The organism is Paenibacillus sp. FSL H8-0175 (genome assembly GCF_045040615.1).
Classification (GTDB): Bacteria; Bacillota; Bacilli; order Paenibacillales; family Paenibacillaceae; genus Paenibacillus_AQ; species Paenibacillus_AQ odorifer.
Genome location: NZ_CP150299.1, coordinates 1 through 24,679 on the forward strand (window position 1 = coordinate 1; position 24,679 = coordinate 24,679).

16 protein-coding genes and 3 rRNA genes are annotated in these 24,679 nt (G+C 45.5%); 18 read left to right on the plus strand and 1 reads right to left on the minus strand.

Annotated features, from left to right (window positions below; all coding sequences use genetic code 11):
- The 6 genes from dnaA (at nt 1) to gyrB (ending at nt 6,329) form a co-directional block, all read left to right on the plus strand.
- A complete protein-coding gene (dnaA, locus tag MHH46_RS00005) occupies nt 1–1,347 on the plus strand; it encodes a chromosomal replication initiator protein DnaA (RefSeq protein ID WP_036677741.1) in 1,347 nt (448 codons plus the stop codon).
- Between the two features lie 197 nt (nt 1,348–1,544).
- Entirely contained in the window at nt 1,545–2,687 is a 1,143-nt protein-coding gene (dnaN, locus tag MHH46_RS00010) for a DNA polymerase III subunit beta (RefSeq protein ID WP_036677739.1), read from the plus strand.
- A gap of 48 nt (nt 2,688–2,735) precedes the next feature.
- Nucleotides 2,736–2,963, plus strand: coding sequence for a S4 domain-containing protein YaaA (yaaA, locus tag MHH46_RS00015; RefSeq protein ID WP_036677736.1), 228 nt, complete (start codon nt 2,736–2,738; stop codon nt 2,961–2,963).
- A 23-nt stretch (nt 2,964–2,986) separates the two neighbouring features.
- Nucleotides 2,987–4,105: a DNA replication/repair protein RecF gene (gene recF, locus MHH46_RS00020; RefSeq protein ID WP_036677733.1), complete on the plus strand. Its 1,119-nt coding sequence runs from the start codon at nt 2,987–2,989 to the stop codon at nt 4,103–4,105.
- Between the two features lie 17 nt (nt 4,106–4,122).
- Complete coding sequence (remB, locus tag MHH46_RS00025; protein ID WP_036677731.1) at nt 4,123–4,371, plus strand: extracellular matrix regulator RemB; 249 nt, start codon at nt 4,123–4,125, stop codon at nt 4,369–4,371.
- Between the two features lie 47 nt (nt 4,372–4,418).
- Nucleotides 4,419–6,329 carry a DNA topoisomerase (ATP-hydrolyzing) subunit B gene (gyrB, locus tag MHH46_RS00030; protein ID WP_036677726.1) on the plus strand — a complete coding sequence of 637 codons (1,911 nt, stop codon included), beginning with the start codon at nt 4,419–4,421 and terminating at the stop codon, nt 6,327–6,329.
- Between the two features lie 80 nt (nt 6,330–6,409).
- Here gyrB and MHH46_RS00035 read toward each other — a convergent pair whose 3' ends face one another.
- On the minus strand, nt 6,410–7,285 hold the full coding sequence (locus tag MHH46_RS00035; RefSeq protein WP_076181701.1) for a YheC/YheD family protein: 876 nt from the start codon (nt 7,283–7,285) through the stop codon (nt 6,410–6,412).
- Nucleotides 7,286–7,641: 356 nt separating this feature from the next.
- On the opposite strand from MHH46_RS00035, the gene gyrA reads away from it, so the two are divergent.
- The 12 genes from gyrA to MHH46_RS00095 all read left to right on the plus strand — a co-directional run bounded on the left by gyrA (nt 7,642) and on the right by MHH46_RS00095 (nt 24,258).
- Nucleotides 7,642–10,206 (plus strand): DNA gyrase subunit A, encoded by a 2,565-nt coding sequence (gyrA, locus tag MHH46_RS00040; protein WP_076191454.1) that lies wholly within the window; start codon nt 7,642–7,644, stop codon nt 10,204–10,206.
- A gap of 256 nt (nt 10,207–10,462) precedes the next feature.
- Complete coding sequence (locus MHH46_RS00045; RefSeq protein WP_076124333.1) at nt 10,463–11,560, plus strand: HD-GYP domain-containing protein; 1,098 nt, start codon at nt 10,463–10,465, stop codon at nt 11,558–11,560.
- 379 nt (nt 11,561–11,939) lie between these two features.
- Nucleotides 11,940–13,497, plus strand: a 16S ribosomal RNA gene (locus tag MHH46_RS00050).
- A gap of 232 nt (nt 13,498–13,729) precedes the next feature.
- A 23S ribosomal RNA gene (locus MHH46_RS00055) occupies nt 13,730–16,656 on the plus strand.
- A 127-nt stretch (nt 16,657–16,783) separates the two neighbouring features.
- Nucleotides 16,784–16,900, plus strand: a 5S ribosomal RNA gene (gene rrf / locus MHH46_RS00060).
- The 16S, 23S and 5S rRNA genes sit together here, the layout of an rRNA operon.
- Nucleotides 16,901–17,054: 154 nt before the next feature.
- On the plus strand, nt 17,055–18,671 hold the full coding sequence (locus MHH46_RS00065) for an ABC transporter substrate-binding protein (protein WP_076195273.1): 1,617 nt from the start codon (nt 17,055–17,057) through the stop codon (nt 18,669–18,671).
- The gene (locus MHH46_RS00070) at nt 18,668–19,657 is read left to right on the plus strand and encodes an ABC transporter permease (RefSeq protein WP_076195271.1); all 990 of its coding nucleotides are present in this window, start codon (nt 18,668–18,670) and stop codon (nt 19,655–19,657) included. Before MHH46_RS00065 ends, MHH46_RS00070 begins: the two co-directional genes overlap by 4 nt.
- Entirely contained in the window at nt 19,654–20,520 is an 867-nt protein-coding gene (locus MHH46_RS00075; protein ID WP_139330225.1) for an ABC transporter permease, read from the plus strand. Before MHH46_RS00070 ends, MHH46_RS00075 begins: the two co-directional genes overlap by 4 nt.
- Nucleotides 20,520–21,284, plus strand: coding sequence for an ABC transporter ATP-binding protein (locus MHH46_RS00080; RefSeq protein WP_076195269.1), 765 nt, complete (start codon nt 20,520–20,522; stop codon nt 21,282–21,284). The genes MHH46_RS00075 and MHH46_RS00080 overlap by 1 nt, the downstream gene beginning before the upstream one ends.
- Entirely contained in the window at nt 21,275–22,024 is a 750-nt protein-coding gene (locus tag MHH46_RS00085; RefSeq protein ID WP_076195266.1) for an ABC transporter ATP-binding protein, read from the plus strand. Before MHH46_RS00080 ends, MHH46_RS00085 begins: the two co-directional genes overlap by 10 nt.
- Before the next feature lie 21 nt (nt 22,025–22,045).
- The gene (locus MHH46_RS00090) at nt 22,046–23,104 is read left to right on the plus strand and encodes an alanine--glyoxylate aminotransferase family protein (RefSeq protein ID WP_076195264.1); all 1,059 of its coding nucleotides are present in this window, start codon (nt 22,046–22,048) and stop codon (nt 23,102–23,104) included.
- Between the two features lie 2 nt (nt 23,105–23,106).
- On the plus strand, nt 23,107–24,258 hold the full coding sequence (locus MHH46_RS00095; RefSeq protein ID WP_076195262.1) for an amidohydrolase family protein: 1,152 nt from the start codon (nt 23,107–23,109) through the stop codon (nt 24,256–24,258).
- The last annotated feature ends 421 nt before the right edge of the window (nt 24,259–24,679 follow it).

Consider the following 24,679-nt stretch of genomic DNA (forward strand, 5'->3'; position numbering starts at 1 on the left):
GTGGACAGCCATACTTCCGAATTATGGCAGCAAATTTTATCGATTATTCAAACCAAATTAAGCAAGCCGAGCTTTGATACCTGGTTTAAGGCTACTAAAGCGATAACCTTCAACTCCCAGGTTCTCATTATCTCGGCACCTACAACGTTTGCAGTAGAATGGCTGGAAAGTCGTTACACCAAACTGGTAGGAGCAACCGTCTACGAAGTCACAGGGAAACAAGTGGATGTAAAATTCGTGATTGAAGAAAGCAAGCCGCCTGAGCTTGTGGTTCAACAATCCGCTCCGACTCCCGTAGTATCAAGAGAAGAAGCACAAACGCATCTGCTCAATCCAAAGTACACTTTTGACACCTTTGTAATCGGCTCTGGGAACCGCTTTGCGCATGCAGCCTCACTGGCAGTAGCCGAAGCACCAGCCAAAGCATACAATCCCTTGTTTTTATACGGTGGTGTAGGTCTGGGCAAAACCCATTTGATGCACGCAATTGGGCACTATGTCCTGGAACATAACCCAAATAACAAGGTAATTTACATCTCGTCTGAGAAATTCACGAATGAATTTATCAATTCGATCCGTGATAACCGCGGTGAAAGCTTCCGTAACAAGTATCGTAATGTTGACATTTTGCTTATCGACGACATTCAATTCCTCGCTGGAAAAGAGTCTACACAGGAGGAGTTTTTCCATACTTTCAATGCGCTCCACGAAGAACGCAAGCAAATTATCATCTCCAGCGACCGACCACCAAAGGAAATTCCCACACTGGAAGAACGGCTGCGTTCCCGGTTCGAATGGGGCTTGATTACGGATATTCAACCACCAGATCTGGAGACCCGGATTGCGATTTTACGCAAAAAGGCTAAGGCAGAGAACCTTGATATCCCTAATGAGGCCATGATGTATATTGCCAACCAGATTGACACCAATATTCGTGAGCTTGAGGGTGCATTAATCCGGGTAGTTGCTTATTCTTCGCTTACCAACCAGGATGTAACCACTCATTTGGCAGCTGAAGCGCTCAAGGATATTATTCCTTCCAGTCGTCCCAAGATGATCACCATCGCTGATATTCAGCAAAAAGTCGGAGAATACTACAATTTGCGCCTTGAAGACTTCAAAGCACGCAAAAGAACCAAAGCCGTAGCGTTTCCACGTCAAATCGCAATGTATCTATCCCGTGAACTAACGGATTATTCGCTGCCTAAGATTGGTGAGGCTTTCGGAGGACGTGACCATACGACCGTAATTCATGCGCACGATAAAATTACACAGGCATTAAAGGTCGATCAGGAGTTGTACAAAGTGGTAAATAATCTTGCGGAGAAAATTAAAAATCCTTCCTAAGAGGAACAAAGAGCCTATACACAATCTATACACATGTGGGTAGGCTTAATTTTATGCTGTTTGGTGGGGTTATCCACATATTCGTCGCCCCTACTACTAATACTATTAAATAACTATAATAATTCATCATGTAAAGACGCGTAATTAACAGACTCAAATCCATCGAAATTCCCAATTTTTCAGCTAGGAGTGAAATCATGAAAATAAGCATTCTTAAAAATGAGCTCAACGAATCCATTCAACACGTATCCAAAGCTATATCCAGCAGAACAACAATCCCTATTTTGACCGGTATTAAACTGGAAGTTAGCCATCAAGGCGTCACATTAACTGCAAGTGATACCGATATTTCTATTCAATCGTTTATTCCAGCAGAGAATGACAGCCACACCATCGTGAAGATAGATCAGCCAGGAAGTGTTGTCCTTCCCGCTAAATTTTTCGTCGAGATTATTAAGAAGCTGCCCTCCAAAGAAATCCACATGGAAGTAAAAGAAGGATTCCAAACGTACATTTCTTCCGGATCCACTGAGATTCAGATGGTAGGTTTAGACCCTGAAGAATTCCCAGTGTTACCGAGCATTGAAGAGAATGACACGATCTCTCTACCAGGTGATTTGCTGAAAAATATGATTAAACAAACAGCCTTTTCTATTTCTACCCAAGAGACAACTCCGATATTAACGGGTATACTATGGAATCTGAGCGACAATGAGTTTAAGTTTACAGCGACTGACCGTCACCGCTTGGCAACAAGAGCTGCTAAACTTGAAGGCACGGAAAATGTCAATTTCGGAAATATTGTTATTGCCGGTAAAACCCTTAATGAGCTCAGCAAAATTATCCCTGACCAAAATATGCTGGTTGATATTGTCGTTGCGGATAATCAAGTTCTCTTCAAAATCGACAAAGTACTGTTTTATTCACGGATCCTAGATGGGATTTATCCTGATACTTCTAGAATTATTCCAACAACCTACAAAACAGAACTAACTTTAGATACAAAAAAATTAAGCGAATCGATTGATCGTGCTTATTTGCTGTCCCGGGAAGAAAAAACAAATATTGTTCGTATGCAGACACTTGATCAAGGCGGTATTGAAATTTCTTCAAGCTCATCAGAGCTGGGTAAGGTTCGCGAGGAACTTGAAGTCATTGATTTCAAAGGTGAACCTCTCAAAATATCTTTTAACTCGAAATATATGCTTGATGTATTAAAGGTCATAGAGAGTGAACAGCTCGTTATTGCATTTACAGGGATGATGAGTCCGATCATTTTGAAACCACTTGACCAAACCAATAGCTTGTATATCATTTTGCCTTACCGTACAACAAATTAATGCCAACATTCATGAACATGTGGATAAGTGGCTGAAAGGATAAAAACCATGAAAAAAATACTTATCCACAGTGGATACATTAAGCTGGACCAATTTCTGAAACTCGCAGATTGTGTATCCACAGGTGGAATGGCCAAAGCTTTATTGCAGGAAGGTCACGTACTGGTCAACGGAGAGGTAGAGGAACGGCGCGGCAGAAAACTTTATCCGGGTGACAAAATCGAAGTGCAGGATAACGGTACCTTTGAGGTTGAAGGCGGAGGAGTAAAAGAGTAGTACGCTAGGGGAGGAACCATTTCGTGTTTGTTAAAAATATCGGTCTGCAGCATTATCGGAATTACGGGCTGCTGCGTCTGGAGAGCCTGGGCGATGTGAATCTGATTCTGGGTCAGAACGCCCAAGGCAAAACAAACCTCATGGAGGCATTGTTCGTCCTGGCGATGACCAAAAGCCACCGCACCTCTAAGGACCGCGAACTTATCTCCTTCGATGCCCCCGGAGATGCAGCTCAGATCGTTGCCGAGGTGGAACGCAAGTATGGCGATCTCAAGCTGGAGCTCACCCTATCTGCCAAAGGTAAAAAAGCCAAGATCAATGGTTTGGAGCAGCGGCGCCTTAGTGAGTTTGTTGGATCTCTGAATGTGGTCATGTTTGCACCGGAAGATTTAGAGATTGTAAAAGGGACCCCTGGTATCAGACGGCGTTTTCTTGATATGGAGATCGGCCAAGTCCAGCCTAGTTATCTATTTCACCTACAGCAGTATCAAAAAATTCTCTTGCAAAGAGGTAATCTCTTAAAGCAATTATGGGGAAAAGAGGCTGCAGGGAAAGAGCTTCTGGAAATCTGGGATGCTCAACTTGTAGAGCATGGTGTTAAAATCGTCAAAAAAAGGAAACAATTCATAAAGAAGCTGCAAATATGGGCTGAAAGCATTCACCGGGGGATTACGAACGGCGGAGAAGAACTGAAATTGCTCTATGTCCCCTCTTTCGGCGATCGGGATGAGGAAGATGAAGCTGTCTTATTAGACAATTTTATGTTAAAGTTATCACAAACGAGAGAACAAGAAATCAGGCGCGGCATGACGCTGACGGGTCCCCATCGGGATGACCTGTCCTTTTTTATCAACGGAAGGGAAGCTCAGGTCTACGGTTCTCAAGGACAGCAGCGTACCACGGCTTTATCGCTTAAGCTGGCGGAAATCGAGCTGATCCATGAGGAAATCGGAGAATATCCTGTGCTGCTTCTTGATGATGTTTTATCCGAGCTTGATCCTTACCGCCAGACCCAGCTTATTGAAACCTTTCAAAGCAAGGTACAGACATTCATTACCGCTACCGGAATTGAGGGTCTGAATGCCGATAAATTAAAGGGCGCCAGCCTATTTCATGTTCATGATGGAAAAGTTGAGTTATAAAAGAGCGGAGGACGATCATGTATATTCATTTGGGCGGGGAGAAGATCATTAGGTCTTCGGAGTTAATTGCTATATTTGATATTTCGATTGAGAAATCTTCCAAGGTATCTAAGCAATTCGTTATTCACTCTGAGCAGGATAAGAAGCTTGAGCGGATTGGCGAAGAGGAAGCAAAATCTATTGTCGTAACTAAAAATATCGTGTATTACTCCCCCATTTCCTCCTCCACTCTTAAAAAAAGAGCCAAAATTTTGCTCGAAATATAACTTGCATTGGGTAACAAAGAGATAATCAGAAAGAAGTAGGTGAAGGCATGTCAATGAATCAACCGACATATGATGAGAGCCAGATTCAGGTACTGGAAGGGCTGGAAGCGGTTCGGAAACGTCCGGGCATGTATATTGGTTCGACTAGTTCTAAAGGTCTCCATCACTTGGTATGGGAGGTCGTCGATAATAGTATCGATGAGGCACTCGCAGGTTATTGTGACCGGATTCAAGTGATTATACATGAGGATAACGCGATCACTGTTATCGATAATGGACGTGGCATACCTGTAGGTGAGAATGTAAAGCTTAAGAAGTCGACGCTTGAAGTCGTAATGACCGTGCTGCATGCAGGCGGTAAATTCGGCGGTGGCGGATATAAAGTTTCCGGTGGTTTGCATGGTGTGGGTATCTCTGTAGTGAATGCCTTGTCTGAAAAGGTCCTTGTTAAGGTCAAACGTGACGGTCATATCTACCAACAGGAATATAGACGTGGTGCACCGCAGTATGATATCAAAATCGTTGGCGATTCAGATGAGACAGGAACGACTACAACCTTTCATCCGGATCCTGAAATATTTACGGAAACCACAGTTTTTGAATATTCGACACTGCTTACTCGTATTCGGGAGCTGGCTTTTCTTAACAAAGGAATCGAGCTTTCACTTCATGATGAGCGGACGGATGTCACCAACGTGTTCAAATACGAGGGTGGTATCGTTGAATATGTGAAATATTTGAATGAGAAAAAAGAAGCACTACATGAGGATCCGATCTACGTGGAAGGCTCACGCGATATGATCCAAGTTGAAGTGGCTCTCCAATATAACGATTCGTATACTGAGAACATCTACTCTTTTGCGAATAATATTAATACGCATGAGGGCGGAACGCATGAATCCGGCTTTAAAAGTGCGCTGACCCGTATCATCAACGATTATGCTCGTAAAGCGGGAGTACTGAAGGATAGCAATTCGAATCTGACTGGTGATGACGTGCGTGAAGGATTGACAGCCATTATTTCTGTCAAAATTCCAGATCCACAATTCGAAGGTCAAACGAAAACTAAGCTCGGAAATAGTGAAGTTCGGGGTATCGTAGAATCACTGTTCGGAGAGAAATTACAAGAGTTCCTGGAAGAAAACCCAGCAGTGTCACGTCGCGTTCTTGAGAAATCACTCTCCGCTTCACGCGCGCGAGAAGCTGCCCGTAAGGCACGTGAGTTAACCCGTCGGAAGAGTGCGCTTGAAGTCAGTGCTCTGCCTGGTAAACTCGCCGACTGTTCATCCAAGGATGCCTCGATCAGCGAACTATACATCGTCGAAGGTGACTCAGCGGGTGGATCGGCTAAGCAAGGCCGGGATCGCCATTTCCAAGCGATTCTACCGTTGCGTGGTAAGATCCTAAACGTTGAGAAAGCTCGCCTTGACCGTATTTTATCTAACGCCGAGATCCGCGCCATCATTACGGCTTTGGGCACAGGGATCAGCGATGACTTTGACTTATCGAAGGCTCGCTATCATAAAGTCGTTATTATGACCGATGCCGACGTCGATGGAGCCCATATTAGAACGCTATTATTAACGTTCTTCTATCGTTACATGCGGAAGCTAGTAGACGCGGGTTATATCTATATTGCACAGCCTCCTCTCTTTAAGATTGAGCGCAATAAGGTTATCCGCTACGCAGGCAGCGAGAAGGAACGCGATGATATTATCGCTTCTTTTGGAGAAAATGCTAAGGTTAACGTCCAACGTTACAAAGGTTTGGGAGAGATGAATGCAACCCAACTTTGGGACACAACGATGGACCCTGAGACCCGTATGATGCTCCAGGTTACGATTGAAGATGCGATGCTGGCAGATAGTATTTTTGATACACTTATGGGTGACAATGTTGAACCAAGACGTGACTTTATCCATGAGCATGCCAAGAACGTTAGATACCTTGATGTGTAAGAACAATATTTAATACAACCTCCGGCTTCTATTCCTAACGGAATGAGAACTCTGGAGGTTCTTTGATTTCAAGCTTTTTTTTAGGCTCTTGTGGATTGTTTATTGCGGGTCGAATAAGGGGATTTTCTTGCTTTTACACGTCCATAGGCTACGGCATAGCGATGTATTTTACGATAGATTGATTTATCAGGAAATAATTTGAATACAGCAATGGACGGAAGAGTGTTGACTTCCAGCAGCCACATATCCAGATGTTGATCCATGGCAATATCCAGACCAATCTCTTTGATTCCTGGATAGGCAGATTGAAGCTGTGTCGCGATTTGTATACCCAAAGCTTTTAAGTGATTGATCGTAACTAGGACTTCAGAGGGCGGCATATAATTTTTTAGCAGAGTACTTACGGAAAGGATACTGCCTCCACTGTGATAATTGGTGACGATTTTTTGAGGGGCAGCTACTCTTCCAAGCATTCCTGTTGTTTCCCATACTCCTGATGGAGTCTTTTGGGTAAGAACCCGAAGATCAAAAGGGCGGTCTTGATGACGCAGAAGGTCAATCCCTTTTTGAATCAAATAGGTTCGATTCTGAATTCGTTTCTGTAAGTTCTCATACAGCTCTTCTGGTGAGAAAAACACTTCCGCAGTCTTCCCATATCTTAAAATATACAAGATCTGTTCTTCGGGCTCTTCTTTATTAACATTATCGAGGTCGGCACCGTGTTCAGCTTTCTGTTTGCTAGTGCTAAGAGTTACAGTACGCTGCTCAGCTCTCATTACACCGATACCATAACTCCCTCGATCTGGCTTAATATAGACCATTGTATATAACGCAAGCATCTCCTTAAGAGCATTGACATCGAATTTACGGGTATCAGGCACATATTGCAATAGAGAGTGATTTTGAAGGATGACTTTCGTTTTAGCCCATTTGCTTGGGACGCGTTGAATCTTCATTATCTTCCTCCTTATGAGTTTTGTGCAGGAATAGGTCCTTTGGGTTCCTTGTTGTAAAAAATGCAGTGGCAGCATAATCTTTGACAGCTGAAAATCAGGACAAGCTACCTAAACAATGGTATAATATAAGGATATGGGGTTATGCCTTATCGAACGATATTAGGATAATAAAACCGTGTTTCTTGTCTTTACAGTCTATGTAGTAAAGATATTTGCGGAAAGGGCAAATACCCTGATAAGCGCAAAAAGAAATCAATATTAGAAGATAAAAGGCTATCATGTTTAATTGTGCTACTTTTGTGAAAGTAATATAATTAAGGGTAGCGGTTTTTTAACTGAAGGAGGTCCAGCAACTCATGGCTGAACAAAATAACCCACAAGTCAAAGATCGGGACATTGGCGTGGAAATGCGTGAATCCTTTATGGATTACGCAATGAGCATCATTGTTAGCCGAGCTTTGCCAGATGTGCGGGACGGACTCAAGCCGGTTCACCGACGCATTTTGTTTGCGATGTCGGAGCTTGGAATGTCTGCGGATAAGCCTCATAAGAAATCTGCAAGAATCGTCGGTGAGGTTATCGGTAAGTACCACCCTCACGGTGACTCAGCTGTCTATGAAACAATGGTACGGATGGCTCAGGATTTCTCGATGCGCTATATGCTTGTAGACGGTCACGGGAACTTTGGTTCGATTGATGGTGATATGGCCGCGGCGATGCGGTACACAGAAGCCCGTCTCTCCAAGATTGCAGGCGAAATGCTTCGTGATTTGAACAAAGAGACAGTTGACTTCGCACCCAACTATGATGGTGAAGAGAATGAGCCGGTTGTATTGCCAGCCCGTTATCCGAATCTGCTCGTAAATGGGGTATCTGGTATTGCTGTAGGTATGGCTACTAATATTCCACCGCATAACCTTGGTGAAGTTATCGATGGTGTGCAGGCGATGATTAAGAATCCTGATATCACGCCAATGGAATTGATGGAGTTTATCCAAGGTCCGGATTTCCCTACGGCTGGATATATTTTGGGTCGTGAGGGCATTCGTCAGGCTTATCGTACGGGGCGTGGTTCAGTAACCATGCGTGCGAAGGCAACGATCGAAGAGAACAACGGCAAGGCTCGCATCATTGTGCATGAGCTTCCATACCAGGTTAACAAAGCAAGATTGGTTGAAAAAATCGCAGAATTAGTACGTGAGAAACGGATCGAAGGTATAACGGATCTTCGAGATGAGTCTGACCGTAACGGTATGCGTGTAGTTGTTGAGATGAGACGCGATGTTAATCCAAATGTAGTATTAAACAATCTATATAAACATACTTCTATGCAATCCACATTTGGGATCAACATGCTTGCCATCGTAAATAACGAGCCGAAAATTCTTAATCTGCGTGATGTACTTTATCATTATTTGCAGCACCAGATTGAAGTTATTCGTCGTCGTACTATATTTGATCTTAAAAAAGCTGAAGCACGCGCTCATATTTTAGAAGGTCTGCGCATTGCGCTTGATCATCTGGATGAAGTGATTGCGTTAATCCGTGCTTCACGGACAACTGATATAGCCCGCGAAGGATTAATGAGCACCTTTAGCCTCAGTTTAGAGCAGGCTCAGGCTATCCTCGATATGCGGATGCAACGTCTGACCGGTCTGGAACGGGAAAAGATCGAGAATGAATATAACGAATTGATCGTTAAAATTGCAGAGTACCGTGAAATTCTGGCTAACGAGCATCTTGTACTGGAAATCATCAGCAACGAGCTGCAGGATATCCGCGATAGATATTCTGATGAACGCCGGACAGAGATTACGGTTGGTGAAGAAAGTATCCTGGATGAAGACCTTATTCCACGTGAAGAGGTTGTTATCACTATTACACATACAGGATATATCAAACGTCTACCTGTCAGCACCTACCGCAGTCAGAAGCGCGGAGGTCGCGGAGTCATGGGGATGGACACCAAGGACCAGGATTTCGTGGAGCATCTCTTCGTGAGTAACTCTCATAACTATCTGATGTTCTTTACCGATAAGGGTAAAGTTTACCGGATTAAAGCTTATGAGATCCCAGAATTGGGCCGTACAGCCCGGGGGACGCCAATCATCAACCTGATTCAAATCGAACAAGGTGAGAAGATTAGTGCGGTAATCCAAGTGGAAGATGGCGATAGCGACAAATATTTATTCTTTGCTACCCGCGAGGGTATCGTGAAGAAGACGCCTCTTGGGGATTATAACAACATCCGTAAAGGCGGTCTTATTGCTATTAATCTTCGTGAAGAAGATTCCCTAATCGAGGTTAAGCTGACTGATGGACAGCAAAATCTCATTATCGGTACAGCTCGCGGAATGTCGATCACGTTCTCAGAGAATGATGTGCGTTCTATGGGACGTAGCGCGACTGGCGTTAAGGGCATTACGCTTGACGGAAACGACCATGTCATTGGTATGGACTGTGTCGATAAGGAGCTTGAGGTTCTGATTGTTACTACCAAGGGCTATGGTAAACGGACACCAGCCGGTGATTATCGTTCCCAGACTCGTGGCGGTAAAGGGATCAAGACCATTAATCTCACCGATAAGAATGGTCCTGTAGTGGGTCTTAAGGTCGTTAAGAAGGATGAAGACTTAATGATTATTACGACTAGCGGTACGCTGATTCGTACCAGCATGGATGGAATTTCTACTATGGGCCGTTATGCTCAAGGGGTTAAGCTGATTAACATCCGTGAGGATGACGCAGTAGCTACCCTGTGTAGAGCTGACAAGAACGAAGAGGATGAATCTGAGGAAGTGGAAGGTCTGGAAGGCTTGGAAGGGCAAGAAGGCCTGGATGGGCAAGATACAGTCGAGGAATCTGGCAATATTGATCAGCCTGAGATCCTGACTGAGGACGAAGACACTGACTTAGAATAGGTTGAATTCAAAAAAGAGCAAGGGCTTCTTTTACAGAAGTTCTTGCTCTTTTTGTTGCTATTTGAATGACCGATGCTTATAAAAATAAAATAAATATTTTGAAAGAATAGTTTTCACTGCACTAGTGTCTTCCATTTATCCGTACTATAATTAGCCAATAGAATCCTATAAAGTACTAATTTCTCAGAAATTATCTGTCTTATCAATGTGAGGTAATGCTGGGTGTACGGCTTATAGAAATTAAGGGGCTGAGTATATGCCAAATATATTGGTTGGAGAAGTTAAAGCAGGCTCAAAGATAATAAAGGATGTAATTACACCTTTAGGGGGGACTTTATTCACTAAGGGAAAAATATTGCTCCCTCGTGATCTAGATATTTTACAGGCTTTTTTGATTGGGCAAGTGGAAATCGAAGGTGACCAAGGTGAGGCGAGTTCGGATGGAGCCAAAACAACAGCTAAGCAAGCTTCCCCTAAAGCTGGAGCCATTATCAACGAATCGATGTTGGCCAAGACTAATTCTCCTCTACATGATGAATACGATAAAATGCTCACTCTTATTAAGAACAGCTATCGATCGGTAACGGCAGCTTCACTTCCTATTTTTGAGCTTCGCAGTCAGTTAGAGACATTAATAGGTTATTTGAAGGATTATCATGTCTTGAAGTTTACACCGCGCACTTTAAAATATGAGGATTACAACTATCACAATGCTGTGTTGTCCGCGTTGACCTCCTATAAAATTGCTCAGTGGTGTGGGTACCCACAAAAGGATTGGATGCAGATTGCTTTTGCAGGATTATTACATGATATCGGCAATGCAAAAGTAGACAGCTCACTTTTACAGAAACCGGAGTCACTTAACAATAGTGAAATAGAAGAGGTTCGCCGACACACTACATATGGTTATCAATTATTACGCAATGTTACAGCGATTAATGAAGGGGTAAGACTTGCCGCCTTGCAGCATCATGAGAAGATTGATGGCTCTGGTTATCCATTGAAGCTGGACGGCAGTCAGATTCATTTCTACGCTAAAGTAGTCGCAGTAGCAGATATATTCCATGCTATGACCTTAGAAAGAGCCTACAGAAGAGCACAGTCTCCTTATTTGGTACTAGAGCAGATTCTGACAGAAAGCTTCGGTAAGCTTGACCCAGTGATTGTGCAGACGTTTATACAGAAGAGTACTGATCTCTTTAATGGCACTAGAATCAAATTAAGTGATGGCCGTCATGGGGAGATTATCTTCACTGATCGCGCAAACCCTACACGTCCGATGGTTAAAATAGAGGAAACAATAGTTAACTTGATGTTGGAACGTGAATTGTATATTCAAGAGATCATTGCTTAGGGCGTAGGTACAAGGGAATAAGGCTGTGCTAGCCATTATATATCGCAGTATTGAGGCTTATGGCAGCACAGTCTCTCATTTATCTATTATATTTCAAAAAAAGACTTGCAATGCATCTCCATACATGATATATTCTAAGTCCGGCCAAGAAGTACACATGCCGAGCTCGAAAAAGAAGTTAAAAAAAGAGCTTGACATTAAATAGCCGAACATGATATAGTATAAGAGTTGCTGCTGAGACATTAAACGGCGCCAACGAGAACTTGATCTTTGAAAACTGAACAACGAGTGAGTAGGAAATCACGTAAGTGAAATCCAAATTAGAGAATTAATTTTCTCGTCAGATGTTTCAAAATGAGCATATCGCTCTTTTCAATACTAATTGGAGAGTTTGATCCTGGCTCAGGACGAACGCTGGCGGCGTGCCTAATACATGCAAGTCGAGCGGAGTTATTTTGAAAGCTTGCTTTCAAAATAACTTAGCGGCGGACGGGTGAGTAACACGTAGGCAACCTGCCCTTCAGACTGGGATAACTACCGGAAACGGTAGCTAATACCGGATAATTTCTTTTTTCTCCTGAGAGAAGAATGAAAGACGGAGCAATCTGTCACTGAGGGATGGGCCTGCGGCGCATTAGCTAGTTGGTGGGGTAACGGCCCACCAAGGCGACGATGCGTAGCCGACCTGAGAGGGTGAACGGCCACACTGGGACTGAGACACGGCCCAGACTCCTACGGGAGGCAGCAGTAGGGAATCTTCCGCAATGGGCGAAAGCCTGACGGAGCAACGCCGCGTGAGTGATGAAGGTTTTCGGATCGTAAAGCTCTGTTGCCAGGGAAGAACGTCCGGTAGAGTAACTGCTACCGGAGTGACGGTACCTGAGAAGAAAGCCCCGGCTAACTACGTGCCAGCAGCCGCGGTAATACGTAGGGGGCAAGCGTTGTCCGGAATTATTGGGCGTAAAGCGCGCGCAGGCGGCTATTTAAGTCTGGTGTTTAAACCTTGGGCTCAACCTGAGGTCGCACTGGAAACTGGGTGGCTTGAGTACAGAAGAGGAAAGTGGAATTCCACGTGTAGCGGTGAAATGCGTAGATATGTGGAGGAACACCAGTGGCGAAGGCGACTTTCTGGGCTGTAACTGACGCTGAGGCGCGAAAGCGTGGGGAGCAAACAGGATTAGATACCCTGGTAGTCCACGCCGTAAACGATGAGTGCTAGGTGTTAGGGGTTTCGATACCCTTGGTGCCGAAGTTAACACAGTAAGCACTCCGCCTGGGGAGTACGGTCGCAAGACTGAAACTCAAAGGAATTGACGGGGACCCGCACAAGCAGTGGAGTATGTGGTTTAATTCGAAGCAACGCGAAGAACCTTACCAGGTCTTGACATCCCTCTGAATCTGCTAGAGATAGCAGCGGCCTTCGGGACAGAGGAGACAGGTGGTGCATGGTTGTCGTCAGCTCGTGTCGTGAGATGTTGGGTTAAGTCCCGCAACGAGCGCAACCCTTAACTTTAGTTGCCAGCAAGTAATGTTGGGCACTCTAGAGTGACTGCCGGTGACAAACCGGAGGAAGGTGGGGATGACGTCAAATCATCATGCCCCTTATGACCTGGGCTACACACGTACTACAATGGCCGGTACAACGGGAAGCGAAGCCGCGAGGTGGAGCCAATCCCATCAAAGCCGGTCTCAGTTCGGATTGCAGGCTGCAACTCGCCTGCATGAAGTCGGAATTGCTAGTAATCGCGGATCAGCATGCCGCGGTGAATACGTTCCCGGGTCTTGTACACACCGCCCGTCACACCACGAGAGTTTACAACACCCGAAGTCGGTGGGGTAACCCGCAAGGGAGCCAGCCGCCGAAGGTGGGGTAGATGATTGGGGTGAAGTCGTAACAAGGTAGCCGTATCGGAAGGTGCGGCTGGATCACCTCCTTTCTATGGAGAATCGTTCTCTGCAATGAGAACATTCAAATCGGAAGCTAAGCTTCCAAAACTCAGGTTTAGGCCTGTTACTCACTCGTTGCTCAGTTTTGAGAGTTTAAGCTCTCAAGTAAGACTTGATCCTTGAAAACTGGATACCGAAACGAATTTGCGTTTTAGAACATCTTTTAGCAACTTGTGTAAACAAGTAAATGTTATTAGTGAGATTTTTCTTCGGAAGAATCAAGGTTAAGCTAATAAGAGCACACGGAGGATGCCTAGGCGCCAGGAGCCGACGAAGGACGTGGCGAACAACGAAACTGCCTCGGGGAGCTGTAAGCAAGCTTTGATCCGGGGGTGTCCGAATGGGGAAACCCAGCTGTGGTAATTCGCAGTTACTCATTTCTGAATACATAGGAAATGTAGAGGCAGACCAGGGGAACTGAAACATCTAAGTACCCTGAGGAAGAGAAAACAATAGTGATTCCGTCAGTAGCGGCGAGCGAACGCGGAACAGCCTAAACCTAAGAGCTTGCTCTTAGGGGTTGTGGGACGTCTCACATGGAGTTACAAAGGAATATGGTAGGCGAAGAGGTCTGGAAAGGCCCGCGATAGAGGTAAAAGCCCTGTAACCTAAACTGTATTCTCTCCGAGACGGATCCCGAGTAGTGCGGGGCACGTGAAACCCCGTATGAATCCAGCAGGACCATCTGCTAAGGCTAAATACTACCTGGCGACCGATAGTGAAACAGTACCGTGAGGGAAAGGTGAAAAGCACCCCGGAAGGGGAGTGAAATAGAACCTGAAACCGTGTGCTTACAAAAAGTCAGAGCCCTATTAATGGGTGATGGCGTGCCTTTTGTAGAATGAACCGGCGAGTTACGTTTAACATGCAAGGTTAAGCCGAGAAGGTGGAGCCGCAGCGAAAGCGAGTCTGAATAGGGCGATTTAGTATGTGGACGTAGACCCGAAACCGTGTGATCTACCCCTGTCCAGGGTGAAGGTGCGGTAACACGCACTGGAGGCCCGAACCCACGTACGTTGAAAAGTGCGGGGATGAGGTGGGGGTAGCGGAGAAATTCCAATCGAACTCGGAGATAGCTGGTTCTCCCCGAAATAGCTTTAGGGCTAGCCTCGGTATAAGAGTAGTGGAGGTAGAGCACTGATTGGGTGCGGGGTCCGCAAGGATTACCAAGCTCAGTCAAACTCCGAATGCCATATACTTATTGCCGGGAGTCAGACAGTGAGTGCTAAGATCCATTGTCAAAAGGGAAACAGCCCAGACCATCAGCTAAGGTCCCCAAGTGTGTGTTAAGTGGGAAAGGATGTGGAGTTGCACAGACAACCAGGATGTTGGCTTAGAAGCAGCCACCATTGAAAGAGTGCGTAATAGCTCACTGGTCGAGTGACTCTGCGCCGAAAATGTAACGGGGCTAAACACACCACCGAAGCTATGGCTAGATACGTATGTATCTGGGGTAGGGGAGCGTTGTGTAGGGGTTGAAGGTGTACTGAAAAGAGCGCTGGACACTACACAAGTGAGAATGCCGGTATGAGTAACGAAAAGATCAGTGAGAATCTGATCCGCCGAAAGCCCAAGGTTTCCTGAGGAAGGCTCGTCCGCTCAGGGTAAGTCGGGACCTAAGGCGAGGCCGAAAGGCGTAGTCGAAGGACAACAGTTTGAAATTACTGTACCACCGTAATCCGCTATGAGCGATGGGGTGACGCAGGAGGGTAGTGACGCGGACTGATGGATGTCCGTCTAAGCAGTGAGGCTGATGTGTAGGCAAATCCGCACATCATTAAGGCTGGGCTGTGATGGGGAGCGAAAATTATAGTAGCGAAGGTCATGATCTCACACTGCCAAGAAAAGCCTCTAGCCAGGAGAAGGTGCCCGTACCGCAAACCGACACAGGTAGGCGAGAAGAGAATTCTAAGGCGCGCGGAAGAACTCTCGTTAAGGAACTCGGCAAAATGACCCCGTAACTTCGGGAGAAGGGGTGCCCCGGTAGTGTGAATAGCACGAGGGGGCCGCAGTGAAAAGGCCCAAGCGACTGTTTAGCAAAAACACAGGTCTGTGCGAAGCCGCAAGGCGAAGTATACGGGCTGACGCCTGCCCGGTGCTGGAAGGTTAAGGGGAGTGGTTAGGGGTAACCCGAAGCTATGAACCGAAGCCCCAGTAAACGGCGGCCGTAACTATAACGGTCCTAAGGTAGCGAAATTCCTTGTCAGGTAAATTCTGACCCGCACGAATGGCGTAACGACTTGGGCGCTGTCTCAACGAGAGATCCGGTGAAATTTTAATACCTGTGAAGATGCAGGTTACCCGCGACAAGACGGAAAGACCCCATGGAGCTTTACTGCAGCTTGATATTGAATTTGGGTACGATCTGTACAGGATAGGTGGGAGCCGTAGAAATCGGAGCGCAAGCTTCGGTGGAGGCGCCGTTGGGATACCACCCTGATCGTATCTAGGTTCTAACCTAGTACCCTTACCGGGTACGGGGACCGTGTCAGGCGGGCAGTTTGACTGGGGCGGTCGCCTCCTAAAGAGTAACGGAGGCGTTCCAAGGTTCCCTCAGAATGGTTGGAAATCATTCGCAGAGTGCAAAGGCATAAGGGAGCTTGACTGCGAGACCTACAAGTCGAGCAGGGACGAAAGTCGGACTTAGTGATCCGGTGGTACCGCATGGAAGGGCCATCGCTCAACGGATAAAAGCTACCCTGGGGATAACAGGCTTATCTCCCCCAAGAGTCCACATCGACGGGGAGGTTTGGCACCTCGATGTCGGCTCATCGCATCCTGGGGCTGAAGTAGGTCCCAAGGGTTGGGCTGTTCGCCCATTAAAGCGGTACGCGAGCTGGGTTCAGAACGTCGTGAGACAGTTCGGTCCCTATCTGTCGTGGGCGCAGGAAATTTGAGAGGAGCTGTCCTTAGTACGAGAGGACCGGGATGGACGTACCGCTGGTGCACCAGTTGTTCCGCCAGGAGCATGGCTGGGTAGCTACGTACGGACGGGATAAGCGCTGAAAGCATCTAAGCGTGAAGCCCCCCTCAAGATGAGATTTCCCAATTAGTAAGACCCCTTGAAGACGACGAGGTAGATAGGTTGGAGGTGGAAGTGCAGCAATGCATGGAGCTGACCAATACTAATCGGTCGAGGGCTTATCCTATACGTAGAATGCAGATTCGTTTCGGATTCAGTTTTCAGGCATCAAGCCTGTAACACGCTTAGAAATTCATTGTCACTTCTGTGATGAACTGAATTTCACGCGGCAGCGTCTGTTTCACAGACGCATGTTTGGTGGCGATAGCGGAGGGGTTCCACGCGTACCCATCCCGAACACGACCGTTAAGCCCTCCAGCGCCGATGGTACTTGGACCGAAGGGTCCTGGGAGAGTAGGACGTTGCCAAGCACGCAAGACCACTGTTGAGTAATCGACAGTGGTCTTTTTGTTATGTATATTTACTTAAGGATTGTTGCAAATTAAATTATGTTTGACAGACTAGAGTGTTTAACCCATAATACAATTCATACTAAACATATAAGAATTATAGGGGGAGCGAATTATGTCGTACTTTAGTGTATCTATTAAGAAACCAATTCTGTTGGGGGCAATAGCAGTTTTGCTATTGATGTTAATTGCAGGGTGCTCGGGGTCTAATAATAAGGCTGATTCAAATAAAGAGGCACAGGAAAGTGCGAGTCCGGCAACTCAAAGTCCTCAAACTGCAGAACCTGCAACGGGAGGGACTTTCGTCTATGGACGACCTGCTTCTGTAACTTCGCTGGATTTGCATAATCAGATTACGTCCAACAATGCTTTTGCAATCGACAAAGTCTTTGAATCATTAGTCGCTTTTGACAGCAAAGGTGAAATTGTAGATTGGCTTGCTAAGTCACATAATATCAGTGAAGATGGTCTGACGTATACATTCGAGCTTCGTGATGGGTTGAAGTTTTCCAATGGTACGGATGTGACCGCAGAAGATGCTGTATTCTCTCTTGAGCGGCACTTGAAGGTAGGCGGCCCGCTTGCAATATCCGCAAAGGTCGACACAATCAAAGCGCAAGATAACAAAACGCTTGTTATTACACTTAAAGAGCCTTATACACCATTTATCTCGGAGCTATCTAATTTCTCAAATGGTATCCTTCCTAACAATTTCGGGGGAGTATCCGAAGAGGAATTCTTCAAGAAACCAATCGGTACGGGACCTTTTGTTGTTGAAACATGGGACACTGCTGGTGATCTGACCTTCACTAAGAATACATTCTACTGGCAAGAAGGTAAACCCTATATTGATAAGCTCGTTTATAAGCTGATTGAAGATGACAGCCAAGCGATTAACCAGCTGAAGGCTGGAGAAGTTAATGCTATTGAATCTTTGGCTCTGCAAAATGCCAATGAGATTAAAGACGGGGCTGACACTAAAGTAGTTACTAACGGTAGTTGGGTGACAGAGCAATTGTTCTTTAATACGTTGGATGAACATTTTTCTGATGTGCATGTCCGTCGCGCTCTGGCGCTGGCGCTTGATCGTGAGGGCTTGACCAAGGCGCTAACCTTTGGTTATGCACAAACAGCAAACTCATTGCTGCCAACAACGATTCCTTATAACGCAAATGATACAATCAAAGCACTGAACTTTAATATCGAAGCAGCCAAGGAGGAGCTTGCAAAATCTTCCTTCCCTAATGGCTTCACTACCAAATTACTTGTAGCATCCGGTAATAGCACAAGAGCTCAAGAGGCACAAATTATTCAGGCAGCGGGCCAAACGATCGGGATTAAGATTGAGATTGAATCGATTGAACTTGCCACTTTCCGTGAACGTTTCTTCGCATATGATTTTGCGGCAATGCTGAACAGTGGCCAAGCGGATTCCCCTGAAGCGAACTCAATTATTGCTTTCCAGACCGATCCGGAAGGCTTCAGCAAATCATATTGGACGCATTATACAAATGATGAAGTAACGAAGCTTCTATATGAGGGACAAAAAACTGCGGATGGCGATGAACGTGCACAAATCTATACTAAGCTGCTGCAGACCCTTGCTGATGAAGTTCCTTATATTCCTCTTTACTATCCAGATGTTTTAAAAGGTATTCGTTCTTCAGTTGACGGTCTCGTTGTTCTACCGAACGGCAGTGCCCGTTTCGAAGATGTCCGCATCAGCCAATGATGAATCTTAAGCAGGTGTTAAATCAACCGAAAGGAAGCAAGGGTTCTTACAACTGGCTTGTGATATCTCTTATAAAAGCATTGGCAGTGATCTTCTGCGTAATGATAGCAGTCTTTTTCATCATACGAATCGTGCCGGGAGATCCAGCAAAAATGATTTTGGGAGAATACAGCACCCCTGAGGCGCTCAAGAGTATGCATCATACTCTTGGGCTGGACCTCCCTTTATGGGAGCAATTCATCCGATTTGTGAAGACGCTGTTTACTCAAGGAGATACTGGAAACTCCATTATTATGGGGACATCAACAAGAGAGTTGATTACACAACGGGCCCCTGTTACTTTGCTGCTCATCGTGATGGCTTGTGTGTTGGCGATTTTTGTATCCCTTCTGCTCGCTACGGTAGCCGCTACGCATAAGGATAAACTGCTGGACCATTTGATACGTATTTTTCCTACAATTACTCTAGGTATGCCAATCTTCTGGGTTGGCTTACTTTTAATTTTGCTCTTTAGTGTCCGGCTTGGCTGGTTCCCTGTTGGGGGAGTAAGTGAAGGGTGGGTCGGAACCTTGCATAGTCTTGCACTTCCAGCAGTCACTGTTGCTTTTTCACAGGTTCCTACGCTTGTTCGTTCATTAAGAGCGCAGATGCTTGAAGTGTTAGAATCGGATTTTGTAGTCACCCTTAAGGCTGCGGGCATACCAAACAGGGTTATTTTATTTAAACATGTGCTGCGCAACTCTGCTCTTCCTACGTTAATGCTGCTGGGTGTGAATATTTCTTATTTAATCGGAGGCACCTTGGTCGTTGAGCAGGTATTTGGAATTAAGGGAATTGGCAGCTTATTGTTCACCTCAATTTCGAAACGGGACTTTCCGGTTATTCAAGGAATAGCACTTTACTGTGCGCTATCTGTTGTGATCATCAGTCTCTTGATTGAAATCATTTCCTGGTGGCTTGATCCCAGAACGAAAGGAAAACAATGAAAACTATAAGACTAGACTCGCGATTGTATGAAGACGGTAAGATAACAAGCGGCTTAAAGCGAATATGGAATACCCCATCACTTCTAGTGGGAATTATTATGTTTGCAGCTCTTATTCTCTTGACTGTGTTTATACCTTATATAAGTCCTTATGACCCCTCTGAGCAAAATTTGAGTGCCTTTTTACAGCCTCCGTCAGCCGAACATTGGTTGGGAACTGATCAATTAGGGCGTGATCTGTTTACCAGACTGGTTTATGCAGCGAGGACTGATTTGAAAATCATGGTCTTGGCAGAAATCATTCCCTTTTGCACAGGTGTATTTCTAGGAATGCTGGCAGGATATTACGGCAAATGGATCGATACAGTTATTACGCTGTTGTCAGATACATTCATCGCCTTTCCTTTTTATCTGATCGTTATTATCGTGGCTTTTGCAAGTGGAGCAGGAGAACGAGGCATTTATATTACTTTTATCTTTGTAGGATGGATTGTCTTTGCCCGTGTCGTCAGAGGTCTTAGTGCTTCTTTTCGTAATCAGGAATGGGTGGCGTCCGCTCAAACCTTAGGGCTACCAGGAGTGAAAATTATTTTGCGTCATCTCCTGCCGAATGTACTTCCGCAAGCCGTGGTCGTCCTTATGACAGATATGATTGGATTGCTTGTTGCCATTGTTACACTCGGGTATCTTGGTATCGGCATTACACCGCCAACTCCTGACTGGGGGACAATGATTTCAGATGGACAGCCCTTCATCACTACAGCTTGGTGGCTCTCGGCCGTTCCGGGATTTGCAGTGGTGTATACGGGGATAGCTTTGTCGCTCCTAGGTGATGGTTTGGCAGACATATGGAGGAAAAAATAATGTCTATACAACCCATTTTAGAAATAGAGGCGCTATCGCTGGCAGCTAAGTCAAATGAGAGATTGGTCAATAATGTTAGTTTTTCGCTGGGTAGAGGGGAGAGTCTGGGATTAGTAGGTGAATCGGGATCAGGAAAATCGCTTACGCTGCGTGCAATTTTAGGCTTGCTTCCAAATGGTGTTGAACAGACTGGTGGCACCATTAAAAGTGACGTAAGCAGTGCGATGGTATTTCAAGATCCAAGAGGTGCGCTTGATCCGCTCTGTACGGTTGTCAAACAACTGGCTGAAGTTGTGTATTACAGACAGAAAGTAAGCCGTAAGACTTCGCGGGTAATTGCACTGGAACTGCTCGAAAGGCTTGGTCTCCCCGATTCATTGAAGAAAAAGGACCGGTATCCGAGTCAGCTGTCAGGCGGTCAGTGTCAACGGGTAGTCATCGCTCTGGCACTGGCGTGCAAGCCAGGCATACTTCTCTGTGATGAGCCGACAACGGCACTGGACGTCACGGTTCAACGGCAAATTATTGAGACGATCACGAGCCTCCAGCATGAGCTCAGTTTTGCCATGGTATTTGTTACGCATAACCTAGCGATTGCAGCAAACTTGTGTTCACGGCTATGTGTAATGAAACAGGGACAGATTGTTGAGCAGGGCAATACCCTTGATATTTTACGAAATCCGAAAGACCCTTACACACAGATGCTGATTGATTCGGTGCTTCCTTTGCCAGAGCTTGAAGGGAGTAGAGACTCATGGAATTAGCCTTACAAATAAAAGATTTAACTGTTCATTATGGCGGCTTTACTGCACTGGATCATATCAATCTGAATCTTGAGCAGCACACCACCCTTGGGCTTGTTGGAGAATCTGGATCAGGGAAATCTACGCTGGCGCGAGTAATTGCTGGACTGATTGCCCCAAATGAGGGACAGATTCTGTTGGGAACCCAAGAATTAAAAAAGAAAAGAAGCCGTGAGCAGCACAAAACAATCCAGATGATTTTCCAAAATCCAGATGCTTCGCTAAATCCTAAACATTCGATTAGGCAAATTCTTTCCGAGCCCTTATTGTTTCATAAAATAGTGGGGCGTACAGATGTTGAACAAAGATGCAAAGAGCTTTTGAATCAAGTTCATTTAGAACAAAAGGCGTTAGACAAATTCCCGCATGAATTTTCCGGCGGCCAGCGTCAACGGATAGCGATCGCTCGTGCATTAAGTGTTGAGCCAAACATCCTGATCGCGGATGAACCTACAAGTGCGTTGGATGTATCTGTGCAGCTTAGTGTGCTCGAACTGTTCAATACGCTGAAGGCTGAGCTTAATCTCACCATGCTTTTTATTTCTCATGATCTAGGAGTAATCAATGCAATTAGCGATACGGTAGCAGTTATGCGGCAAGGAAGGCTCGTGGAGCAGAGTCCGCGGGACCAATTCTTCATCCGTCCTAAACATGAATACAGTTATGAGCTGTTGTCGGCGGTTCCGAAAATGCCAAAATAAAGTACATCAGGAGGTTTTTTTATGAACCGAGAACATAAAGGATACGTGCCACTTTCACTGGCTGAGTACAATAAGCTAACACATTTAATTTCCAAAGTCTTGTTTACTGAGCACCCTCCAGTTATTATTCCGGCTGAGGCAATCCTTGGAATCGAGGCGGTAGCCGCCGGAATAGCTGCACCCGGTCGAACCATTGTAAATATAGTAACAGGTCCTTATGGAAGTTTATTTGGAAAATGGCTTGAGCGGGGTGGAGCAACGGTTGTTGAAGTAAAGGTTCCTTTTGATGAAGTGGTCACTAGCGACCAAGTTGCTTCTGCGATTAAGGAGTTTAAACCTTGTGCCCTTTCTTTTGTTCAAGCTGAAGTGGTTACTGGAGGCTCTAATCCTGCTAAAGAAATATTTGAAATTGCAAAAGAATTCAATCTAATTACTGTGTCGGACTCCGTATCTGCGGTTGGGGGGGAGGCCCTGCTGGTGGATGAATGGTCCGTTGATTTTGCAGTTATAGGTGCGCAAAAAGCCTTAGCTGGACCCAACGGTGTTAGTGCCGTAAGTATTTCTCCACGTGGCTGGGAATTTCTTGAGTCGAATGAAAATGCTCCACGCAATTCTATCTTATCCTTGCTGGATCTGAAACCATCACTTGGAGACGCCGCGCCATTGCGGGTTGCCCCAAACATTCCTACGCTGGAGGCTAGAGCCTTGACTCAAGCTTTGACACGAATTGAAGAAGAAGGATTGGATCAAGTAATCAAACGCCATGAGCGAGCCGCAGCAGCTGCTGTAGCTGGTATTAAATCCTTGGGGCTTGAGCCTTGGCAAAAGGACAGCAGACATTATTCTACGCTGACTACAACGGTGCGGATTTCTGGAAAGCAAGAGTTGCGGATTGAGCAGCCTATAGGCATTGTGGCTCCCGGAGACGGAGAATTATTTGGCCATCTTCTACGGATCAACCATTTTGGAACGAATGCTGAGCGGCAAAGTGTGGAGAAGGCTATATCCACGCTTGCCGAACTGTTGAAACAAGACCCTGTTCAGGCATTAGCAGCTGTTCGGCTGGCATGGGGGGAATGAAGATGATTCATAAGCATCCAGAGCTGCAGACGTTCAATGATATTTTTATAGCAGGCATCGAAGGCAGACGTTTTGATGTCGTGATAAAGGATGGTCGTTTTTCATCCATTACTGAAGCGGAGCCGCATCAAGTAGAGTCAAATCTTGCAGGAACAGATCTGTGGCTAAGTCCGGGTATTATTGATCTACATACGCATTTAGCTTGGACAGATTTTGATCACTCTGATCAATTGAAGCGCGATGCCAACCAGATCGAAATTATGCAGGCACAAGCTTTTGAAGCTACTCTTAGAACGGGTGTAACGACTGCCCGTGATGCAGGTGGGATTCTGCCGAGCACAGTGCAGCATCTTGTTCAGCAATATCAGCATCCATTAAGAGTGCAGACCAGTAGCGATATGATTGGAGCAGCAGATGCCCGTGGTCTCAAGCATTTAGAACAACGCATGGCGGAAATCTTTGCTACAGGAGCGGGTTGGATAAAAATCATGGCCACAGGCGGGCTTGGAGCACCTACCGAGAAAGTTGTTGACCCGATCTTTTCCGAAGAAGAGTTCTCGTTCATTGTTCGTAATGCACATGCCCATGATAAGAAGGTACTGGTTCATACCTGGGGCGGAGTGACGATAGACTGGTCCATCCAGGCCGGCGTGGAATCAATAGAGCATGGGATGTTTCTAACTGAGGATCAGGCAGGAAGACTTGCTAACTCGAGGGTAGCGTTTGTACCCACCACATCAATTTATCGTATTGCTGCAGACCCAAAAGGCGTTCTAGCGTTGAACCCGATCATTTGCGACCGAGCTGCCCGCGCTGCCGAATGTCATTCCAAGGCCATTCATTATGCAAAAAGAGAAGGCGTTCGTATTGGATTCGGTACAGATTATGCCACACCTGCACTACATGGCTATAACCTTCAAGAACTGGATACATTGATTGATTATGGCTTAACTCGGAGAGAAGCGTGGCAGGCTGCGACTAAAAGTGCTGCAGATATTCTGGGGAGCGGTAACGAGCTGGGACAAATTGCAGAAGGTTTTATTGCAGATGCTGTTGTTTTCAAAGTGGATCCATATGAAGCGCACAATGCGGAGGCACTTCGAAGCAATATCATTGCCGTAATTACTGGAGCGAAGGAAGCGGAATTAATCTAGAATCGTCTAAGCTTCTTCTAAAAAACAACTGTTATCTTCTGCAGTTGTTTTTTTACTTTCTAGATAATTAGATGATAAGGGGAGGTAGTTATTATAATACGATAATACATAGATGATGTTTTATGCTTTTGATTATATATAAAAAAACTCTTGCAATGCATCTCCATACATGATATATTCTAAGTCCGGCCAAGAAGTACACATGCCGAGCTCGAAAAAGAAGTTAAAAAAAGAGCTTGACATTAAATAGCCGAACATGATATAGTATAAGAGTTGCTGCTGAGACATTAAACGGCGCCAACGAGAACTTGATCTTTGAAAACTGAACAACGAGTGAGTAGGAAATCACGTAAGTGAAATCCAAATTAGAGAATTAATTTTCTCGTCAGATGTTTCAAAATGAGCATATCGCTCTTTTCAA

Bases quoted from the DNA above. Each gene is read 5' to 3' on its own strand.
- MHH46_RS00085 (WP_076195266.1), top strand. From the start codon at position 21,275: ATGGAATTAGCCTTACAAATAAAAGATTTAACTGTTCATTATGGCGGC.
- remB (WP_036677731.1), top strand. From the start codon at position 4,123: ATGTATATTCATTTGGGCGGGGAGAAGATCATTAGGTCTTCGGAGTTA.
- MHH46_RS00080 (WP_076195269.1), top strand. From the start codon at position 20,520: ATGTCTATACAACCCATTTTAGAAATAGAGGCGCTATCGCTGGCAGCT.
- MHH46_RS00095 (WP_076195262.1), top strand. From the start codon at position 23,107: ATGATTCATAAGCATCCAGAGCTGCAGACGTTCAATGATATTTTTATA.
- MHH46_RS00045 (WP_076124333.1), top strand. From the start codon at position 10,463: ATGCCAAATATATTGGTTGGAGAAGTTAAAGCAGGCTCAAAGATAATA.
- gyrB (WP_036677726.1), top strand. From the start codon at position 4,419: ATGTCAATGAATCAACCGACATATGATGAGAGCCAGATTCAGGTACTG.
- MHH46_RS00075 (WP_139330225.1), top strand. From the start codon at position 19,654: ATGAAAACTATAAGACTAGACTCGCGATTGTATGAAGACGGTAAGATA.
- MHH46_RS00090 (WP_076195264.1), top strand. From the start codon at position 22,046: ATGAACCGAGAACATAAAGGATACGTGCCACTTTCACTGGCTGAGTAC.
- MHH46_RS00065 (WP_076195273.1), top strand. From the start codon at position 17,055: ATGTCGTACTTTAGTGTATCTATTAAGAAACCAATTCTGTTGGGGGCA.
- MHH46_RS00070 (WP_076195271.1), top strand. From the start codon at position 18,668: ATGATGAATCTTAAGCAGGTGTTAAATCAACCGAAAGGAAGCAAGGGT.
- yaaA (WP_036677736.1), top strand. From the start codon at position 2,736: ATGAAAAAAATACTTATCCACAGTGGATACATTAAGCTGGACCAATTT.
- MHH46_RS00035 (WP_076181701.1), bottom strand. From the start codon at position 7,285: ATGAAGATTCAACGCGTCCCAAGCAAATGGGCTAAAACGAAAGTCATC.
- gyrA (WP_076191454.1), top strand. From the start codon at position 7,642: ATGGCTGAACAAAATAACCCACAAGTCAAAGATCGGGACATTGGCGTG.
- dnaN (WP_036677739.1), top strand. From the start codon at position 1,545: ATGAAAATAAGCATTCTTAAAAATGAGCTCAACGAATCCATTCAACAC.